Source organism: Streptosporangium sp. NPDC048886, from assembly GCF_055586905.1.
Genome location: NZ_JBVJHH010000003.1, coordinates 253,782 through 272,634 on the forward strand (window position 1 = coordinate 253,782; position 18,853 = coordinate 272,634).

Sequence of the window (18,853 nt, forward strand, 5' to 3'; positions counted from 1 at the left end):
GTCCCAGGGCGGGGGCTCTCCGCTCTCCGGACCCCGTGCGGAGCGCGGGCGTGCGGACAACCTCATATGCGTCCGGCCCCGGCACCGGGCAGGATCTGCCTATGACCACTTCCGGATACCGCACGGTCCATGACTGAGCTCAGGGTCGTCCTGGCCGAGGACCACTACCTGGTGCGGGAGGGCACCCGCAGGCTCCTGGAGACATCCGGGGAGATCAAGGTGGTGGCGGCCGTGGGCACCGCCGACGAGTTGCTCGACGCCGCCCGGCGGCTCCGGCCCGACGTGGTGGTCACCGACATCCGGATGCCCGGCTCGGCCGGGCTCGTGCGCGCGGGCATGGAGGGGATCGACGCCGCGCACCGGATCCGGGGCGCCTCGCAGGACATCGGGGTCGTGGTGCTCTCCCAGTTCTCCGACGCGATGTTCGCGCTGGACCTGTTCAGGGACGGCACCGAGGGCCGGGCGTACCTGCTCAAGGACCGGGTCGGCGACATCGACGAGCTGCTCGGCGCGATCCGCTCGGTGGCCGCGGGCGGGTCGGTGATCGACCCCAAGGTCGTGGAGGGCCTGCTGGCCAAGCGCGGGGTGCGGGACAACCCGCCGCCCGCCGAGCTGACCCCCAGGGAGCTGGACGTGCTGCGGGAGATGGCGCACGGCCTGTCCAACGGCGGCATCGCCCGCGCCCTGCACCTGTCGGTCTCCGCGATCGAGAAACACGTCAACTCGATCTTCCTGAAGCTCGCGCTGGAGAACAGCCCCGACACCCACCGGCGGGTGGCGGCCGTCATCGCCTACCTCGGACCGCGGTGACGCGCCGGCCGGGCCGGCACCGGCCCGGCCGGTCCGGGCAGCGCCCCCGGAGGACACGCGCGGACGGGCTCAGACCGTGACCCGGACACCCCACACGGACGGGCTCAGGCCGCGGCCGGGACACCCCACACGGACGGGCTCAGGCCGCGACCGGGACACCGTGCACGGCCGGGGCGACCACCACCGAGGCGATCGAGGACTCCGCCGCCCAGGCCAGGGACCTGCGGTCGCGAGCCTGGACCGGGGGCAGCAGCGTCACCTCCACGGTCAGCCGCCGGAACGCCGCCATCCGCAGGATCGAGGCGGGCAGGGTGTCGTCGCCGACGTAGGCGGCCACGCCGGCCGGGAGCCCGCCCGGGCCCAGATACCTGATCGCCACCGGCCGCACCGGGGCCCCGGCGTCCAGCGCCGCCTGGAACACGGCCGGCCGGAAGGCTCCCATCTCCCGGCCGCACCAGGTGGTGCCCTCCGGAAAGGCGGTCACCGGGTGGCCCTCGCCGAGCGCCGCGGCCACCCGGCCGACCGCCTCCGGCAGCGCCGACAGCCGGTCCCTGTCGATGAACAGCGCGCCCGCCCCCGTCGCCAGCAGGCCGATCAGCGGCCACCTCCGGACCTCGTGCTTGGCCAGCGGGCGCGACGGCAGCACGGCGGACATGACGAGCGGGTCCAGCCACGAGACGTGGTTGGCCACGATCAGCGGGGCCGCCTCGGAGACGGGGACCACGCGGAGCCCCGCGGCCGAACCCGCCAGGAAGGTGAAGCCCCGCCGCACCTCGATCCGGACGCCGAGGGCCCGCAGCACCAGCCGGGACCAGAGGCTCGCCAGCCGGACCCGCCCCGCCGTACCGGCCCCGCGGGCGAGGAGCGCCGGCACCACCCCGACGAGGACCGACAGCGCGACGGCCGTCAGCCGCAGGACCCGGCGCGGCCGGGACACCCTCGCGGCCGGCGGCGTGAGGCAGGTGGCGGGCATGCACGGCGCCATCGGCAGCCACGGGTTCATGCGGGGGCTCCCAGGAAGTGCCGCAGGTAGCGAGGGTCCAGGTTGGCCATCGACAGCAGGACGAAGAAGTCGGCCGTGCCGAAGTCGGGATCGTGGGCGGGCGGCCCGCAGACCCACGCGCCCAGCCGGATGTAGCTCCGCAGCAGGGCGGGCATCACGACCCGCCCGGCGGCGGGGCCGCCGCGCCAGGGGCGGTGCGGGGTGACGCGATACTCCGGCGGGGCGAGCGGCAGCCGGTCCATGACCCCCGCGGCGTCGGCCACCGGCACCGAGCAGCACCCGGCCAGCCAGCCGTGCCCTCCGGCGAGCATGTAACGCGCGATGCCCGCCCACAGCAGCCCGACCACGGTGCCGCACCGGTGGTCGGCGTGCACGCAGGCCCGGCCCGCCTCGACCAGGTCCGCCCGGATCCCGGACAGCGCGCCGAGGTCGAACTCGGAGTCGGCGTAGGACCGGTCGGCCCGGCGGGGGGCGAGCAGCCGGTAGGTGCCGACGACCTCACCCGTGCCGCCGTGCCGTACCAGCAGGTGGTCGCAGTAGGCGTCGAGCGGATCGACGTCCAGGCCGGTGATGGGGGTCTCCAGCCGGGCGCCCAGCTCCTCGGCGAAGACCCGGTGGCGCAGGCGCTGGGCCGCACGCATCTCGACAGCGGTGGTGGCCAGCCCGACCGTGTAGCGAGCGAGGCGTTGCTCTACGGGGATGGTCGTCATGAGTTCATGAAGACAGTCGCAGGTGACGCGGGGCGGAAGGGGACCGCGAACTTCAGGCGTCCGGATGATGAACCGCATTCACGCTCGATTCCGGGGCCAAGTAGCTTAGATACCGATGAACCAGCGCACGCTTCTGATCACGTTGACCGGCCCCGACCGCCCCGGGGTCACCTCGCGGCTCTTCTCCGTCCTGGCCGGTTTCCCCGTCCTCGTCGCCGACGTCGAGCAGGTCGTCATCCGGGGCCGGCTCACCCTGGGTGTCCTCGTCGCCTACGCGGGCGACACCCCGACCGGCACGGGCAGCACCATAGGAGCCCTGTGGACCGCGGTCGAGCGGACCGCCGAGGACATGGGCCTGCACGTGGAGCTGTCCACCGGCTCCGACCCGCAGGAGAAGCGGCGCCGGGGGCGGCTGCACGTCACCGTGCTCGGCTCGCCCCTGCAGCCCGCCGCGATGGCCGGCATCTCGGGCCGGATCGCCGCGGCCGGCGCCAACATCGACCGGATCGAGCGGCTGTCCAACTACCCGGTGACCTGCATCGAGCTGGCCGTCTCCGGCGCCGACCCCGACGCGCTCCGGGCCGAGCTCGCCGCCGAGGCGCACGCGCAGCAGGTCGACGTGGCCGTGCAGCGGACCGGCCTGCACCGCAGGGCCAAGCGGCTGATCGTGATGGACGTGGACTCCACGCTCATCCAGGCCGAGGTGATCGAGCTGCTGGCCGAGCACGCGGGCTGCCTGGAGGAGGTCGCCCGGGTCACCGAGGAGGCGATGCGCGGCGAGCTCGACTTCGCCGAGTCGCTGCGCCGCCGGGTCGCGCTGCTGGAGGGTCTCCCCGAGGAGATCTTCGAGAAGGTCCGCAAGGAGCTGGTGCTCACCCCCGGCGCCCGCACGCTGGTGCGGACGCTCAAGCGGCTGGACTACCGGTTCGCGATCGTCAGCGGCGGGTTCACCCAGCTCACCGACTCCCTCGTCCAGGATCTCGGCATCGACTACTCCGCGGCCAACACCCTGGAGGTCGTCGACGGCGTGCTCACCGGGCGGGTCGTCGGCGAGATCGTCGACCGTCCCGGCAAGGCGCGGGCCCTGGAGCGCTTCGCCCGCGAGGCGGGCATCCCGATCAGCCAGACCGTGGCCATCGGCGACGGCGCCAACGACCTGGACATGATCGCGGCGGCCGGCCTGGGCATCGCGTTCAACGCCAAGCCGGTGGTCCGCCAGGCCGCCGACACCGCGGTCAACGTGCCCTACCTCGACTCGATCCTCTACCTGCTCGGCATCCCCCGCGCCGAGGTCGAGGCCGCCGACGCCGAAGACGGCGTCACCTTCGTGGAGCGGTGAGCGCCGCCAACCGGAGAGCCTCGGCGCTGAGCCCCTTCAGCGTCGGCTGCGCCGCGGCGGCGTGCATGATCCCGCGGCGCACCCCGGTCATCTGATCGGCCGCGCCCCCGGCCACCTCGTCCAGCCGGCGCGCCGCCAGCACGTCGACGTGGGCGCCGAGCTCGTCCAGGACGCGGTCCAGATCGTCGGGCGGCGTCTCGGGGCGCTCCGTCCCGACCGCCTCGGCGACGTTCTCCAGCCGGTCGGCGACCATGTCGAGCACCGTCGCCGTCGGCCCGGACTCCTCGCCGGGCGGCGGCACGGCGAACAGCGCCAGCGCGTTGTCCCGCAACCGCCGGGCGGCCGTCACCGCGTCCCTGAGCCGCTGCGGCGCGCTGCCCCCGGGCTCCTTGTCCAGCCGGTCCAGGGAGGCCGCGAACCGGTCGGCGGCGTCGGCGGCCGAGGAGACTCCGGCGCGCACCTCGTCGGGGTCCTGGTCGATCAGCGACCGCACCAGCGCCGCGTGCCGCCCGAGCATGTCCACCGCCCTGCCGGTCAGCTCCGCCCGCTGGCCCCGGGGCCACAGCAGCCGGGCGAAGGCCAGCGCCAGCGCCCCGCCGGCGACCGTCAGGACCACCCGGGCCGCCGCCGCGCCCCAGTCGAGCGGCAGGGAGAAGTCCGACAGCATCAGCGACAGCGGGGTGGCGAAGATCGTCCAGTACCCGTAGCTGGTCCCGCGCAGCGCGAACCCCAGCACCGCGCAGACCGCGATGAACAGCAGCAGATAGAGGTGGCCGGGCGCGACCGCCAGCACCACCGCCGCGCCCGCCGCGCCCACCGCGGTGCCGGCCGTCCTCAGCACCACCCGCTCGACCGTGTCGAAGTACGCCGGGCGAAGGCTGACGATCACGGTCACCACGAACCACTTGGCGTAGTGCTCGTGGATCACCAGCATCAGCGCCATGGCCAGGGAGACCGCCAGGCCCAGCCGCACCGGGTGGTACCCGGTGGAGAACACCGGCCTGCGCAACCGGCCGAACCTGGGCAGGCGCGGCCCGATCTCGACCCCCTCGGCCGCCTGCTGCGCCACCGACCGCACCGCCATCCCGATCCGGTCCAGGCACCGGCGGACCTGTCCGAGCAGCGCGGCCGCGGGCAGCGGCGCCTCACCCGCGTGGGCGGAGCGGCGGACCTCCTCGACCCGCCCGGCGAAGCGCCCCATCGCCTCCAGCGCCTCGGGCACCGCGGCCGAACCGCCGAGCGACACCGCCTCCCGCAGCGCGCGGGCCAGCGGCCCGACCGCCTCCTCCAGCGCTCCGGCCCACTCGGTGCCCGTGTCGGTCTGCGCGGCCGCCGCCCGCAGCACGCGCAGGGCGACGGTCTCGTGGAGGATGCGGGTCAGCGTGGCCAGCAGCCGCCGCAGAGCCCGGTCGTCCTCCTCCGAGACCCGGTAGAGACAGAAGGCCCGGGCCGCGTCGTCCACCGCGGTCCCGGCACGGCGGCGCAGCACCTCCCAGCTCTCGTCAGACAGCGGGGCCCGCCCCCCGGCCTCCAGCAGGTCGGCGAGCGCCGTGCCGGCCTCCTCCAGGGCCGCGCGGAGCGGCTGGAGGCGGCGCACCGGCCAGAGCACCACCAGCAGCAGCGTCATCAGCAGGCCGCCGGCCGCCGTGAGTTCCATGCGGACCGGCACGCTCATGCCCGCCGGGGCGAAGTAGGCCAGGGCCACGGCGAGCATCGAGGAGACGCTGATCACCGGCCAGTATCCGCCGGCCAGGGCGACCAGTCCCATCACGGCGACGGCCGGCCAGGGATGGGGCTGCATCAGCGCGCCGAGGCCGGAGCCCAGGGTGACCGTGAGCGTGGCGACGAGCAGCTTGCGGGCGCGCTCGCCGTACGGCAGGCCCGGGGCGTCCCCGAAGACGGTGAGGTAGCCGCCCAGGGCCGTCGCCGCACCCTGGGGGACACGGCCGAGCACGACGCCGAGCAGCAGCGGCAGGCAGATGCCCAGCGCGCACAGCAGGCTGTACCCCCAGGCGGGACGGCCGGAGATCACGAAGTCGCCCCGCAGCGCCTCGGCGATCTTCCGCATGCCACCCCCCGAGGTCGTCAGGACGGGGGGATGTGACCTTCCTGCCCGCCCTCCGGGCACTTAGTGCTCCCGGTGACCGGTGACCTCCGGCCGTACGGCCACCGGGACTTTCGGGCGTACGGTGACCGGAGCCTCCGGCGACGCTGTGCTCAGTGGTCCTTGGGGTTCCAGCGGACGACACCGCGTCCCGCGTCGAGCTCGGCCCACTCGCCCTCGGTCTCGATGACGGCGAACGCGCCGGGCGGGAAACCGGGGTCGTCGTGCCCCGTGGCGCCGGGGCCGTCGTCCCCCGTGGTGAGGTCCAGGACCAGCTCGTGGACACCGGGGTTGTGCCCGACCAGGATCAGCGTGCGGACCTCGGGGTCGCTCCGCCGGATCAGGGACAGGAGCTCATCGGAGTATGCCTGGTAGATGGCCGGTTCGAAGGTGATGTCGGCACCGGGCAGGGCCAGCCCGGCGGTCTGCCTGGTCCGCGTCGACGGCGAGCAGAGCACCAGGTCGGGCCGGAGGTCCATGCCGGTGAGCGCCTCACCGGCCCGGCGGGCGTCGCGCTGCCCGCGCTCGGTGAGGGGGCGTTCCCGGTCGGCGAGGCCGGGGATGTGGGCCGCCTTGGCGTGCCGCAGCACGACCAGCGTGCGTGTCGTCACCTCGCCGCCCACATGGCGATCCCCACGATCACCGCGAACACCGCGGCCATCGCCAGCAGGATCAGGATGAGTGACTTGCCTCCGGAGGGCTGCTGTTCCATACGCCCAAGTTTCCCACCGAGGGGCCCCGCACGCGCGGAAGGGGTGCGCGGCCCCGCGCACCCCTTCCGCCGGCCCTCGCTCAGCTGGAGATCGGCTCCCGCTCGCGCTTGACGTTGTTCTCCTCGGTCGGGGCGATGCTCGCCGACCGGCGCTTGGAGACGATCACCGCGGCGACGACGATGCCCGCCGCGACCACGGTGACGCCGATCCGCAGCGCCACGTTGTCGGCGTAGGCCACCACGGCCGGGGCGATCAGCAGCGCCACCAGGTTCATCACCTTGAGCAGCGGGTTGATCGCCGGGCCCGCGGTGTCCTTGAACGGGTCGCCGACGGTGTCACCGATGACGGTGGCCTCGTGGGCGGGCGACCCCTTGCCTCCGTGGTGGCCGTCCTCGACCAGCTTCTTGGCGTTGTCCCAGGCGCCGCCGGAGTTGGCCAGGAACACCGCCATCAGCGTGCCGCAGGCGATGGCACCGGCGAGGAACGCGCCGAGCGGCGCGTAGCCGAGGGCGAAGCCGACGGCGATCGGGGTGAGCACGGCGAGCAGGCCGGGCGTGGCCAGCTCGCGCAGCGAGTCACGGGTGCAGATGTCGACGACCCTGCCGTAGTCGGGCAGCTCCGTGCCCTCCATGATCCCCGGCTTGGTGCGGAACTGCTCGCGCACCTCGAAGACCACCCGGCCGGCCGCCCGGCCGACCGCCATGATCGCCAGGCCGGAGAACATGAACACCACCGCGGCGCCGATGACCAGGCCGACCAGCACGTTCGGGGAGTCGACGCTCAGGCTGAACGTGCCGAAGGAGCCGAGCGCGTCCTTCACGCCCTGGGTCGCGCTGGCGAGCTGGGTCTCGATCGCCGTCCGGAAGGCGCCGAACAGCGCCGTCGCGGCGAGCACCGCCGTGGCGATCGCGATGCCCTTGGTGATGGCCTTGGTGGTGTTGCCCACGGCGTCGAGCGAGGTGAGGACCTGGGCGCCCTCACCGTCGACGTCTCCGGACATCTCGGCGATGCCCTGCGCGTTGTCGGAGACCGGGCCGAAGGTGTCCATCGACACGATCACACCGACCGTGGTCAGCAGACCGGTGCCGGCCAGGGCCACGGCGAACAGGGCGATGGTGACGTTGCCGAAGCCGAGCAGGAACGCCCCGTAGACGGCGGCGCCGATGATCAGCGCCGAGTAGACCGCCGACTCCAGGCCGACGCTGATGCCGGACAGGATGACCGTGGCGGGGCCGGTGCGGGCGCTCTCGCCGATGTCCTTCACCGGACGGCGGTTGGTCTCGGTGAAGTAGCCGGTGAGGATCTGGATGGCGCTGGCCAGCACCAGTCCGATGAGCACCGCCCCGATGGCGATCAGGCGCGGGTCGGTGGTGACCGCGGCGATCTCCGGGCTCACCCCGGTCAGGCCGGCGAAGCTGCTGGGCAGGTAGAGGAAGGCCGCGACGCCGACGAGGATCGCCGAGATGACGGCCGAGATGAAGAAGCCGCGGTTGATCGCGGCCATGCCGGAGCGGTCGCCGCTGCGCGGGGCGGTGGTGAAGATCCCGATGATCGCGGTGATCACGCCGATCATCGGCACGATCAGCGGGAAGACCAGGCCCTCGGTGCCGAAGGCCACCTTGCCGAGGATCAGGCTGGCCACGAGCATGACCGCGTAGGACTCGAACAGGTCGGCGGCCATGCCCGCGCAGTCGCCGACGTTGTCGCCCACGTTGTCGGCGATGGTGGCGGCGTTGCGCGGGTCGTCCTCGGGGATGCCCTGCTCGACCTTGCCCACCAGGTCGGCGCCGACGTCGGCGGCCTTGGTGAAGATGCCGCCGCCGACCCGCATGAACATGGCGAGCAGGGCGGCGCCGAAGCCGAAGCCCTCCAGCACGGCCGGGGCGTCGCCGCCGTAGGCGATCACCACGATGGCGGCGCCGAGCAGGCCGAGGCCGACGGTGATCATGCCGGCCACGCCGCCGGTGCGGAAGGCGATCCGCATCGCGACCTTCTCGCCCGTCTCACGGGCGGCCGCGGCGACCCGGACGTTTCCGCGGACGGCCAGCCACATGCCGATGAAGCCGGTCAGCGCGGAGAACAGCGCGCCGACGACGAAGAAAGCCGACCGGCCGATGGCCACGGCGGTCGATTCGGCGGGGAGCAGGTAGAGCAGGAAGGGGATCAGGATGACGAACACCGCGAGTGTCCGGAACTGCCGCGCCAGGTAGGCGGAGGCTCCTTGCTGTACGGCGCGCGCGATGTTCTGCATACGCTCGGTGCCTTGACCGGCGGCGAGCACCTCCCGCACGAGGACGCCGGCGACGGCGAGTGCGAGCAGGGCCACGACGGCCACCACTATCACGATGTTGAAATGAGAACCGCTCAGGGATACCGCTGGCTCTTCGGCAACGGCTAGATGGAGCACAGACATCCGACTCTCCTCGGCAAGACGGGAACACGTCCTGCCCGGAGTGCGCTGCGGTGAATGGTCGGCTGACGGAGCGGCGCACTCCGGGTGTTGGCAGTGCCGCTTCCGGTTGCGTCCGCAGACTTCCCACGGAATCGGACCCGTTTCACGGGCCGCTCCGAAGGACAAACCTTGGCCGGTGCCGGGAGTCTACGCAGCTACGACGCGGATATGAAGCCTCTGCGCGCGGCTGTTTTAACAGCGCGTTCAGCAATCGCCATCGACCGGCCTGCTTATAAGGTTCTTCTGAGCGGCACTACGGACCTTAAACCCGCATTTCCCTCTAATTTCGGCCTACACGTATCAAAATTATGTTTTGACCGAAAGTACGTACCCACATACGGAAAGCCGGGCGCGCCCGATGGGCGCGCCCGGCTTTCGGGGCTCTCTGCCGTCAGACCGGAGACAGACCGTTGGTCGCCGCAGGCCAGCTCATGCGGATGCGCATGCCCTTCTGGCTGGGGTAGACCTGGACGTCGTCGGCCAGTCCCACGATGACCGCGATGCCGAAGCCGGTCATCATGGTGTCGGGAAGCTGCCCGAGCGGATCGTCGAACCGTAACAGCTCGCGCTCCTGCTCCAGTTCATCACTCGGGGCGGAGTCGGTGACAGTCACCTCGAAGCGCCCCAGATCATCACGTAGCTCGATGCGGATCGGCTCCCCCGGACAGTGGAGGCGGTGCGCCTCGACGGCCCGGGAGCACGCTTCACCGACGGCGAGCCGTACCTCGTCCAGCAGCGACTCCGCCACGCCGGTGCGCCTGGCGATCGCCGTGGCGACCAGGCGTGCCGTGCGCACGTGCGCGGGGAGAGCGCTGAACGTCAGCTCGACGGTAGCCACGACTACTTGTCTCGGCCGTGGGCTTCCTTGGCCTCCTCCACCGAGGCGTAGATCCCGAAGACCTTGGTCAGCCCGGTGATCCGGAAGATCTTCAGGATGCGCTCCTGGGTGCAGACCAGCTCCAGTGAGCCGTCGTGCGCCCGAACTCGCTTGAGCCCGCCGACCAGGACGCCAAGTCCCGTTGAGTCAAGGAAGTCGACCTTCTCCATGTTGACCAGGAGGTGGAAGTTCCCCTTGTTGACCAGGTCGATCAGGAGCTCACGCAATCTGGGCGCGGTGTAGACATCGATCTCACCCTCGACCTCAACGATGGTGAGACGGTCCTCGGAATGGTGGTCCAACTTCAGATCCACAGATCCTCCAGCGCCTTGCCTGCGAAAGTACCGATTCAGGCGTGACTCCTGGGACCGGGTGGCCCCCAGACGACAAGCCCCGACGCGCGGCATTCAACCATGCGTACGCTCAGTGTCTATACGAAATCACGATTCCCGGCGACTCTGCCCACAGATGCCAGACTGGAAACCAGTGACTCCGCCCTCATCCTCCTCGCTCCGAGCGGGCTCCGCGCTCACCCACCTGCTCGGCGTCCCCGCACGTCGTGAACGCGTGACCCACGTGGAGCATGTTCCAGCACGTCAAGCAGGTCAAGCCCACTGGCCGGAGTGGGTCGACGAGAGTCTGGTTACGCGCTGGGCGAACCAAGGTGTTTCTGGCCTGTGGCCACATCAAGCCGAGGCCGCTGAACTGGCGCGTCGTGGTCAAAACGTGATCATTGCCACAGGGACCGCCTCGGGCAAATCCCTCTCCTACCTGGTCCCCGCCCTCTCCGCGGTGCTCGACGGCGGCACGATCCTTTACCTCACGCCTACCAAGGCACTGGCCGCCGACCAGCTCCGCGCCCTGAACGAGCTCGACCTCCCCGAGCTCCGCGCCGCCACCTTCGACGGCGACACCTCCTTCGAGGAACGGGCCTGGGTCCGCAAGCACGCCAACTACCTCCTGACCAACCCGGACATGCTCCACCGCACCCTGCTGCCCCGCCACGCCAACTGGTCGGCCTTCTGGCGGCGGCTGCGGATGGTCGTGGTGGACGAATGCCACGGCTACCGGGGCGTGTTCGGCTCCCACGTGGCCCAGATCCTGCGCCGCCTGCGCCGGATCTGCGCGCGGTACGGCTCCCGCCCCACCTTCGTGCTCTCCTCGGCCACGGCCAGCGAGCCCGGGACCTTCGCGATGCGCCTGACGGGCCTCCAGATGGCCGAGGTGACCGCCGACGCCTCCCCTCGGGGCGCGACCACCTTCGCCCTGTGGGAGCCTCCCCTGACCGATCTACGCGGTGAGGGCGGCGCCCCCCTCCGCCGTCCCGCCACCGCCGAGAGCGCCGACCTCCTCGCGGACCTGGTGATCGCCGACGTCCGCACCCTGGCCTTCGTCCGCTCCCGGCGCGCCGCCGAATCCGTGGCCCTCACCACCCGGGCGAAGCTCCAGGACCTCGTGGTCGACGTGGGGGCGCCGAAGGACCTGCCGGACAAGGTCGCCGCCTACCGGGCCGGATACCTGGCCGAGGACCGCCGGGGGCTGGAGAAGGCGTTCCGGTCGGGAGACCTGCTCGGACTGGCGACCACCAACGCGCTGGAACTCGGCGTCGACGTGTCCGGGCTCGACGCCGTCCTCATCGCGGGCTGGCCGGGCACCCGGGCGTCGCTCTGGCAGCAGGCCGGACGGGCCGGGCGGGCCGGACAGGACGCCCTGGCGGTGCTGATCGCCAGGGACGACCCGCTGGACACCTACCTGGTCCACCACCCCGAGGCGCTGTTCGGCCGACCCGTCGAGGCGATCGTGCTCGACCCCGACAACCCCTACGTGCTGGGGCCCCACCTGTGCGCCGCCGCCGCCGAGATCCCGCTCACCCGCGACGACCTGGAGACCTTCGGCCCGGCCGCCAAGGAGGTGCTCGCCGGCCTGGTCACCGACGGCCTGCTCAGGGAGCGCGCCACGGGCTGGTTCTGGACCAGCCGCGAACGGGCCACCGACCTCGCCGACATCCGCGGCGCGGGCGGCGCGCCGGTCCAGGTCGTGGAGGCGTCCACCGGGCGGCTGCTCGGCACCGTGGACGAACCCTCGGCCCACACGACCGTGCACACCGGCGCCGTCTACGTCCACCAGGGAGAGACGTATCTGGTCGTCGAGCTCGACCTGGAGTCGGGGGTCGCCCTCGTCGAGGCCGGGGCCACCGACTACACGACCTTCGCCAGAGACGTCACCGAGATCTCGGTGCTGGAGTCGCTCCGCTCGCACCCGCTCGGCCCCGGAGAGCTCCACTTCGGCTCGGTGGAGGTGACCCGCCAGGTCGTGTCCTATCTCAAGCGCCGCGCGCAGAGCGGCGAGCTCCTCGGCGACGAGCCCCTCGACCTGCCCCCGCGCACGCTGCGCACCCGGGCGGTGTGGTGGACGCTGCCCACCTCCGCGGTCGTCCCCCTCGCCGAGGACGGCCTCGACCTGGGCGGGGCCGCGCACGCGGCCGAGCACGCCGCCATCGGCCTGCTCCCGCTCTTCGCCACCTGTGACCGCTGGGACATCGGCGGCGTCTCCACCGAGCTCCACCCTGACACCGGGCTGCTGACCGTCTTCGTCTACGACGGCCACGAAGGCGGCGCGGGCTTCGCCGAACGCGGCTACGCCCGCGCCCTCGACTGGCTCACGGCCACCCGGGAGGCCATCGCCTCCTGCGAGTGCGAACGCGGCTGTCCCTCCTGCATCCAGTCGCCCAAGTGCGGCAACGGCAACGAGCCCCTGGACAAGGCGGGAGCCCTCCGGCTCCTGGCCGTCCTGCTCTCCGCCGACCCGCGGGAAACATGATCGCGGGAGATCGCCGCCCCGTTCTCCGTCCCCCGAAAGGATCCGCCGCTCCGCGAAGGGCCCTCCGGGGCGTACGGGGCCGCAGATGAGACCGCCGTGAGGCGCGTGCCCGGCAGGGGTCAGCCGCCGCCGGGGACGCGGCGACCGCCCGAGTAGGACGGGCCGTCCTCGGCCTTCTCCTCGTCCTCGTCCTCGTCCTTGTCGGCGGCCCAGAAGTCGGTCGCCCCCGGCTGTGGGCGCTCCCAGAAACCGCTGTCCTCCATGGATCGGGGCGCGGGCGGGAGGTAGCCGTCCCACCGGTCACCGATCCGGACCGCCACCGGGGTGACGGAACCCACCTCGGGGATCGGAGCCGCGACGGGCAGCGCCAGGCGGGCGGGTCCCGGCCGGGGTGCCGGAACGGGTCCGGAGAGCGGATCCGGCCCGGCGGAAGCCTGCTCGGACGGATCCGGGGCGGAAGCCGGAGAGTCCGGAGAGTATCGGGCGGGAGGCTGCCCGGACGGAACCGACCGGACGGAAGGCTGTCCGGACGGAGCCCGCTGGGCGGGAGGCTGTCCGGACGGAGCCGGCTGGGCGGGAGCCGGAGAGTGCTGGGCGGGAGCCGGAGAGTGCTGGGCGGGAGCCGGAGAGTGCTGGGCGGGGGCCTGCCGTACCGGGGAGTGAGCCGGTCCCCGCCGCGCCGAGGGAGGGCGCGCGGAGGACGGCGGGGACTGCCCCGTCTTGACCACCGCAAGGATGACGGCGGGCCGCCGGGGGACGGCCGGGGTGGTGGGCCGCTGAGGAGCGGCCGGGGCGGCGGAGCGCCGGGGAGCGGCGGTGGCGGTGGCCGCGCCGGTGTCCCCGGCGGACCCGGAAGCGGCCTCGGGCGTGCCGTCCCCGCCGGGGTCGTTGATCATCGCCGCGGCTCCGGTCCCACCCGCGCCGTCGTCGTCGGCGGCCAGCAGCCTGCGGCGGACCCAGGCACCGCCGTGCGCGCCGAGCAGCAGCAGGATCAGTCCGCCGGCGATGAGGATGCCGTACCGGCTCATCCCGCCGTCCGGCGACTCCGACGACCGGGCCGCGATCTTGGTGTCCGTGACCGATGTGACGTCCGTACCGGTGGGCGCGGGGTCAGCGGCCGGCTCCGTCCCGGTCTCGGCCGTCGCCGTGCCGGCGTCCCGCTTGTCGTCGCGCTTGTCGTCCCGCTTGGTGGACGGCCGTGCGGGGCCGCCGCCGTCCTTGACCGTGGCCGGACGCCTGGGGGCCTCCGTGGGCGCGGCCGCCGTCCTCGGCGACCGGGTCGGGGCCGTCGTGGGCTTCTTGGCCGGGAGCCGCGGCAGGTCCTGGACGCCGCTCTGCCGGGCGTCGTCGTTCTTCCGGCCGGTCTTCCCGCTCTGCCGGCCGTCGGCGCTCCCGCCGGTGTCCTGCCGGGCCGTCCCGTCCCGGCTCCCGGCGCTCCTGTCGCCGCCGGCGTCCCGGCTCCCGGTGTCCTGGGTGGTCCGCGGTGCCCTGGGGGCGGGGACGGCCACCGAGGCGACGGCCGAGCCGCCCGAGGACAGGGTGCCGCCGCCGCCGTCATCGCGCAGTGCCCGCACCGTGAACCCGATCCGCCGACCGGCCGCCTTCGCCGGGACGGACAGGGTCACCCGGCACGAGCCGCCGGAGCAGGCATTGGCCACCCGCACCGAGCCGACCTTGCCGGTCTGGCTGGTGTGAACCGTATAGCCCCGCAGGTCGGGCTCGGCCCCCTTGTCCCAGGTCACCACGGCCTGGTTGCCGCGCAGCCTGGCCTTCACCCTGCTCGGCGGCGCCGGGGGAGCGGCCTGGACCAGGGTTCTGCGAGCCTCGTGCCACCCGGCGCCGAGGAGCTTGCCCCGCTGCTCAAGTTTGATCTCGTAGCTGCCGTTGGGGCGGTTCCGGGGATTCCACGAGTAGGAGACCTTCCGGTCCCCCTTCGCCACCTGCCGGCCGTTGACCGAGAGGACGGCGTCGAACAGCAGATCGACCGTGCCGGAGAGCGTCACCGCGCCGTTGGAGGTGACCCGCGACGGGACGTTCAGCCGCGCTGTGGCCTGCGCCGGACCCGCGGCGGCGAGCACGGCGGACATGGACACCAGCGGTGCGATCGCCGCCACGGCGACCAGCCTGCGGACCGTCGTCACGGAGCCTCCCTTCGTCGAGAGCCGCGCGCCGCCCGGCCGCCCGGGGCGGACGGTCACACGACGACCGGACGTGCCGGCTCTCCGGACCGGCTCGCACCGGCCCGGCTCCCCCGGACCCGCGATCGCGATCGGGGCGGACCGCTCGGCGGTGCCGCGCCCCGGCGACCCGCGATCCACCCTTCCCAGGTCTGAGGGCGAGACAACACGGACCGAGGGTAAGCGGAACCTTACGTGAGATTTCCGGCTTTTGGACATGTCGTCTAAGAAGTCGTGATTCGATTGCGACCTTGCCCACAAGGGGCCGACAAGATCATTCAATCCCCCCTTTTCCCCGATTCTCACCTCCCCTCACCGGCGCTTTGACGGCCGCCTCATGGCGGTCCGGCCGCACGGTCCGGCGGGCCGTTCCGATCACGCCGACACGCTCATCGCGTGAATGAAGCTCCCGGCGGATACGGGGCTATATGTCGTCAACTCCGTCATATCCACGGGGCATATCCAATGGATCGGCTGGATCGGCATACGGGCCTCCACAAAAGCCCCCGGAGATTCCTGCCGGGAAAACTCGTACGGCATGCCGCCGTGGCGCGGCGGCGGGAGAACGTGATCGCTCCATCCGGTCGCGGGCCTGACGGCCGGGTCATCGTTCGATCGCTACCACGCCCACGTTTCATCAGCCGCCGAAATGTCGGCAACCTAACGTGTGCGGACGTCGGCCGCCGGAATCTCCGTCGCCTCGACCGCCTGGCGGCCCGACCACGACATCCGCGCAGTGTTTCGAGAGAGAGCCCGACGATGAGCGATGAGTCCCCGGTCACCGATGACCGCGATCCGGCACAGGTCGTGACCGCGATGGCCGATCACGTCCTCCGCCTGGCGAGCACGTGGACCGCGTGGGACGGCCGTCCGGCGCATATCGACGGGCGGGTCTACACCCCGCACAAGGCGATCCGACGGGTGGCCGATCACCTTCTGGACCACCTCGCCGAGATGGAGGCCCGGCTGGCCGGACACGAGACCATCCCCGATCACTGGCACGCCTCGGCGACCACCACCCCGGCCGACCTCGCCCCCTTCACCGAGCAGGACCTGGACGAGGCCCACAGCCGCATCACCCGGCTTGCCCAGATCTGGACGGACCGGCTGAACGCGCTCACGCCCGACCAGCTCGACCGCTCCCCCGGCAAGGGCTGGACCTTCCGTCAGCTCGCCTTCCACGTGGCCGGATCGACCTACTACGCCGACGCCGTGGGTGAGCTTTCGGCGACGGCCGCTCACTGACCCGGGCCTTCCCGTCCGGCCGCCGCCCGGCGGTCAGGGACGGGGCTTGAGCTGCCGGAGGGTGTAGCCGCCGCCCGCCGAGTCCAGGGACTTGGTGGCCTGTTTGAAGAGGTATTCGGCCCGCTCGTAGGACAGTCGGCGGCGGCCCGTCTCCGGGCACAGGTCGGTGTCCGCCGGCATCCGGGACGGTCCGGGCCGCCGGTCGGCGAGGAACAGAGGACCGCGGGTCCGGCCGGCCACCAGGTGAGGGAGGAGCCGGGCGGTCCCGGAACGCCAGCTCACCCAGGTGTCGCCCGCGCGGGCCCGACGGTCGTCCAGGTCCAGGTCCTCGACGTTCAGGGACAGGACGGTCGTCACCCCGGCCGCCGACTCGTGCAGCAGCCGCCACAGGGTCCGTTCGCGCAGCCGCAGGTCGGTACGGTTCCAGAGCGCCTCCAGCTGTGCAGGGCCGATCGTCTCCGTCGGGGTACGGACCTCGGCGCGCCGGTCGAGCGCCGCCCCGAGGTGGTCCAAGGACGCCCAGGCGCCGAACGACCGGACGGCCGACCGGTGCCGGTTCCAGGTGCTGGCCGCCGACTCACCCCAGGCCGTCGCGAACACCCGCGCCACCTGGTCGGCGGTCAGGGCGGCCAGCGGCATCTGATCGCCCAGGGTCAGGCGCAGGCGCCGCAGGGTCTGTCCGTACGAGCGGACCGTCCCGGCGTCCAGGTCGCCGCGTCCCAGGAAATCCTGAGCGGCCTGCGCGAGGGTGACACCCGGCGTGCCGGAAACAGCGATCTCGTCCGCGCGACGGCGCAGGAAGGCACGCTCAGCGACGTTCCTGGTGAGAGAGGCGGCCCGCTCGAACTCCAGGCGCGCCTCTCCGTACCGTCCCAGCCGGATCAGGAGATCGCCCCGGACGCCCGGGAGAAGGTGGTAATCCTGCAACACGGGATCGGCGGTCAACGAGTCGACCAGGTCGAGCCCGCGCTGCGGGCCGTACGCCATCCCGAGCGCCACAGCCCGGTTGAGCTGCACGATCGGTGTCGGCAGCAGCCGGGCCAGCGCCTCGTACAGGGCCGCGATCTGCCTCCAGTCGGTGTCCTCGGAGGTCCGCGCCTGCGCGTGGCACACGGCGATCGCCGCCTGCAGCACGTACGGGCCGGGCGTGCCGCCGACCTCCCGCGCCCGCAGCATCGCGGTGAAACCACGGCGGATGAGCAGCTGATCCCAGCGCCCCCGGTTCTGCTCGTGCAGTTGGACGGGCTCACCCGACGGCCCGGTCCGCGCGGCCGAGCGGGACGCCTGGATCTCCATCAGCGCGACCAGGCCGTGCACCTCGGCCTCGTACGGTGCGAGTTCGGCCAGCAGCCGGCCCAGCCGCAGCGCCTCAAGGCAGAGCCCCGGCCGCATCAGGTCGTCCCCGGAGGTCGCCGAGTATCCCTCGTTGAAGATCAGATAAATGACCTCCAGCACCGACGACAGGCGCTCGGCCAGTTCCGAGCCGTCCGGCAGCTCGAACGGCACCTGCTCCTCGGCCAACGCCCGCTTCGCCCCGGCGATACGCTGGGCGATCCTCGGCTCGTTGACCAGGAACGCCCGCGCGATCTCCGCGGCCGTCAGACCACCGAGCAGCCGGAGCGTCAGCGCGACCCGCGCCTCGGTCGGAAGCGTCGGATGGCAGGAGATGAACATCAGCCGCAGGACGTCGTCCTGCTCGGGGTTCTGCTCGGGGTCCTGCTGGTCCAGCTCGTGGGCGAGCTGCTCGTGCTTGCGCTCCAGACGCTGGGACCGCCGTATGTGGTCGACGGCGCGGCGCTTGGCGATGGTCATCAGCCAGGCGCCGGGGTTGTCCGGGACGCCTGACTCCGGCCACTGTTCGAGCGCGGAGACGAGCGCGTCCTGGGCCAGCTCCTCGGCGAGACCGACGTCACGCACCAGCCGCGTGAGCCCAGCGATGATCTTTGCCGACTCCAGTTTCCAGACCGCGTCGACCGTGCGATGGACGTCCGTCACGAACACGATGACAGCACCGCCCTCATCCGCTCGCAAACCCGGGCGGCGCCATCAGCGGTTCACGGGCCGAAGACCTGCTGGATCACGCTCTCGCCGTCACCTACGATCTTGCGGAAACGGCGGGTCAACTCGATCGCCTCCTCCTTGGAGCGCACCTCGACCAGGGCGAAGCCGGCCACGGCCTCCTTGGCCTCGGCGAACGGCCCGTCCATCACCGTGATCTCCTCGCCGAAGGACGTCACGCGCACGCCGCCCGGCTCCAGACCGCCGGTGGCCAGCAGGACACCCGCCGCCGTCAGCTCCTCGATGAACTTGCCCATCTCCAGGTAGAGGTTCTCGTTGGGGGCGGCGTCAGTGGGCTTGGTCGTCATCAGGTAGCGCATGGGGCGTTCTCCTCGCACTTCTCTTCCGTTGATCTGCCTACGCGTCGAACAAACCTATCTGACAGGGAATCGCAGCGTTCCCTGTCAGTTCACCGGATGGCTAACCCCTGTGGCCCCAGAAGAGGCGCCCACCCCACGCAGAATCCACCCCGGACTGGCCGCCCACCCCACGCAGAACCTCCACCCCGGACTGGCCGCCCACCCCACGCAGGGCCCCATCTCGGA

14 protein-coding genes and 1 pseudogene are annotated in these 18,853 nt (G+C 72.3%); 4 read left to right on the forward strand and 11 right to left on the reverse strand.

Features of this window, described 5'->3' with window-relative positions:
* Positions 1 to 129: 129 nt before the first annotated feature.
* Positions 130 to 810: a response regulator gene (locus tag ACZ6R6_RS05250; RefSeq protein ID WP_470090313.1), complete on the forward strand. Its 681-nt coding sequence runs from the start codon at positions 130 to 132 to the stop codon at positions 808 to 810.
* A gap of 139 nt (positions 811 to 949) precedes the next feature.
* On the opposite strand, the gene ACZ6R6_RS05255 is transcribed toward ACZ6R6_RS05250, so the two are convergent.
* Positions 950 to 1,813, reverse strand: coding sequence for a lysophospholipid acyltransferase family protein (locus tag ACZ6R6_RS05255; protein WP_470090315.1), 864 nt, complete (start codon positions 1,811 to 1,813; stop codon positions 950 to 952).
* Positions 1,810 to 2,523 carry a GNAT family N-acetyltransferase gene (locus tag ACZ6R6_RS05260; protein WP_470090316.1) on the reverse strand — a complete coding sequence of 238 codons (714 nt, stop codon included), beginning with the start codon at positions 2,521 to 2,523 and terminating at the stop codon, positions 1,810 to 1,812. The genes ACZ6R6_RS05255 and ACZ6R6_RS05260 overlap by 4 nt, the downstream gene beginning before the upstream one ends.
* Before the next feature lie 115 nt (positions 2,524 to 2,638).
* Here ACZ6R6_RS05260 and serB point away from each other — a divergent pair, with 115 nt between their 5' ends.
* On the forward strand, positions 2,639 to 3,862 hold the full coding sequence (gene serB, locus ACZ6R6_RS05265; RefSeq protein ID WP_470090317.1) for a phosphoserine phosphatase SerB: 1,224 nt from the start codon (positions 2,639 to 2,641) through the stop codon (positions 3,860 to 3,862).
* Here serB and ACZ6R6_RS05270 read toward each other — a convergent pair.
* The 5 genes from ACZ6R6_RS05270 to ACZ6R6_RS05290 form a co-directional block, all read right to left on the reverse strand.
* Positions 3,843 to 5,930, reverse strand: a complete 2,088-nt coding sequence (locus ACZ6R6_RS05270; protein ID WP_470090319.1) for an FUSC family protein — start codon at positions 5,928 to 5,930, stop codon at positions 3,843 to 3,845. The two genes, serB and ACZ6R6_RS05270, sit on opposite strands and share 20 nt — an antisense overlap.
* Before the next feature lie 149 nt (positions 5,931 to 6,079).
* On the reverse strand, positions 6,080 to 6,577 hold the full coding sequence (locus tag ACZ6R6_RS05275) for a SixA phosphatase family protein (RefSeq protein WP_470090320.1): 498 nt from the start codon (positions 6,575 to 6,577) through the stop codon (positions 6,080 to 6,082).
* Positions 6,578 to 6,758: 181 nt separating this feature from the next.
* A complete protein-coding gene (locus ACZ6R6_RS05280) occupies positions 6,759 to 9,092 on the reverse strand; it encodes a sodium-translocating pyrophosphatase (protein ID WP_470090321.1) in 2,334 nt (777 codons plus the stop codon).
* A gap of 430 nt (positions 9,093 to 9,522) precedes the next feature.
* Positions 9,523 to 9,969: an ATP-binding protein gene (locus tag ACZ6R6_RS05285; protein ID WP_306860602.1), complete on the reverse strand. Its 447-nt coding sequence runs from the start codon at positions 9,967 to 9,969 to the stop codon at positions 9,523 to 9,525.
* A 2-nt stretch (positions 9,970 to 9,971) separates the two neighbouring features.
* Positions 9,972 to 10,322, reverse strand: coding sequence for an STAS domain-containing protein (locus ACZ6R6_RS05290; RefSeq protein WP_012887265.1), 351 nt, complete (start codon positions 10,320 to 10,322; stop codon positions 9,972 to 9,974).
* Between the two features lie 154 nt (positions 10,323 to 10,476).
* On the opposite strand from ACZ6R6_RS05290, the gene ACZ6R6_RS05295 reads away from it, so the two are divergent.
* On the forward strand, positions 10,477 to 12,828 hold the full coding sequence (locus ACZ6R6_RS05295) for a DEAD/DEAH box helicase (RefSeq protein ID WP_470090323.1): 2,352 nt from the start codon (positions 10,477 to 10,479) through the stop codon (positions 12,826 to 12,828).
* Between the two features lie 119 nt (positions 12,829 to 12,947).
* Here ACZ6R6_RS05295 and ACZ6R6_RS05300 read toward each other — a convergent pair whose 3' ends face one another.
* The gene (locus ACZ6R6_RS05300) at positions 12,948 to 14,969 is read right to left on the reverse strand and encodes a hypothetical protein (protein ID WP_470090324.1); all 2,022 of its coding nucleotides are present in this window, start codon (positions 14,967 to 14,969) and stop codon (positions 12,948 to 12,950) included.
* Positions 14,970 to 15,764: 795 nt separating this feature from the next.
* On the opposite strand from ACZ6R6_RS05300, the gene ACZ6R6_RS05305 reads away from it, so the two are divergent.
* The gene (locus ACZ6R6_RS05305) at positions 15,765 to 16,250 is read left to right on the forward strand and encodes a hypothetical protein (protein WP_470090325.1); all 486 of its coding nucleotides are present in this window, start codon (positions 15,765 to 15,767) and stop codon (positions 16,248 to 16,250) included.
* A 33-nt stretch (positions 16,251 to 16,283) separates the two neighbouring features.
* On the opposite strand, the gene ACZ6R6_RS05310 is transcribed toward ACZ6R6_RS05305, so the two are convergent.
* The 3 genes and pseudogenes from ACZ6R6_RS05310 to ACZ6R6_RS05320 all read right to left on the reverse strand — a co-directional run bounded on the left by ACZ6R6_RS05310 (position 16,284) and on the right by ACZ6R6_RS05320 (position 18,628).
* Positions 16,284 to 17,048, reverse strand: coding sequence for a site-specific integrase (locus tag ACZ6R6_RS05310; RefSeq protein WP_470090482.1), 765 nt, complete (start codon positions 17,046 to 17,048; stop codon positions 16,284 to 16,286).
* A pseudogene (locus tag ACZ6R6_RS05315) lies at positions 17,034 to 18,251 on the reverse strand (RNA polymerase sigma factor); the annotation flags it as partial. The gene ACZ6R6_RS05310 and the pseudogene ACZ6R6_RS05315, both read right to left, overlap by 15 nt.
* A 53-nt stretch (positions 18,252 to 18,304) precedes the next feature.
* A complete protein-coding gene (locus ACZ6R6_RS05320; RefSeq protein ID WP_470090327.1) occupies positions 18,305 to 18,628 on the reverse strand; it encodes a YciI family protein in 324 nt (107 codons plus the stop codon).
* Between the last annotated feature and the right edge of the window lie 225 nt (positions 18,629 to 18,853).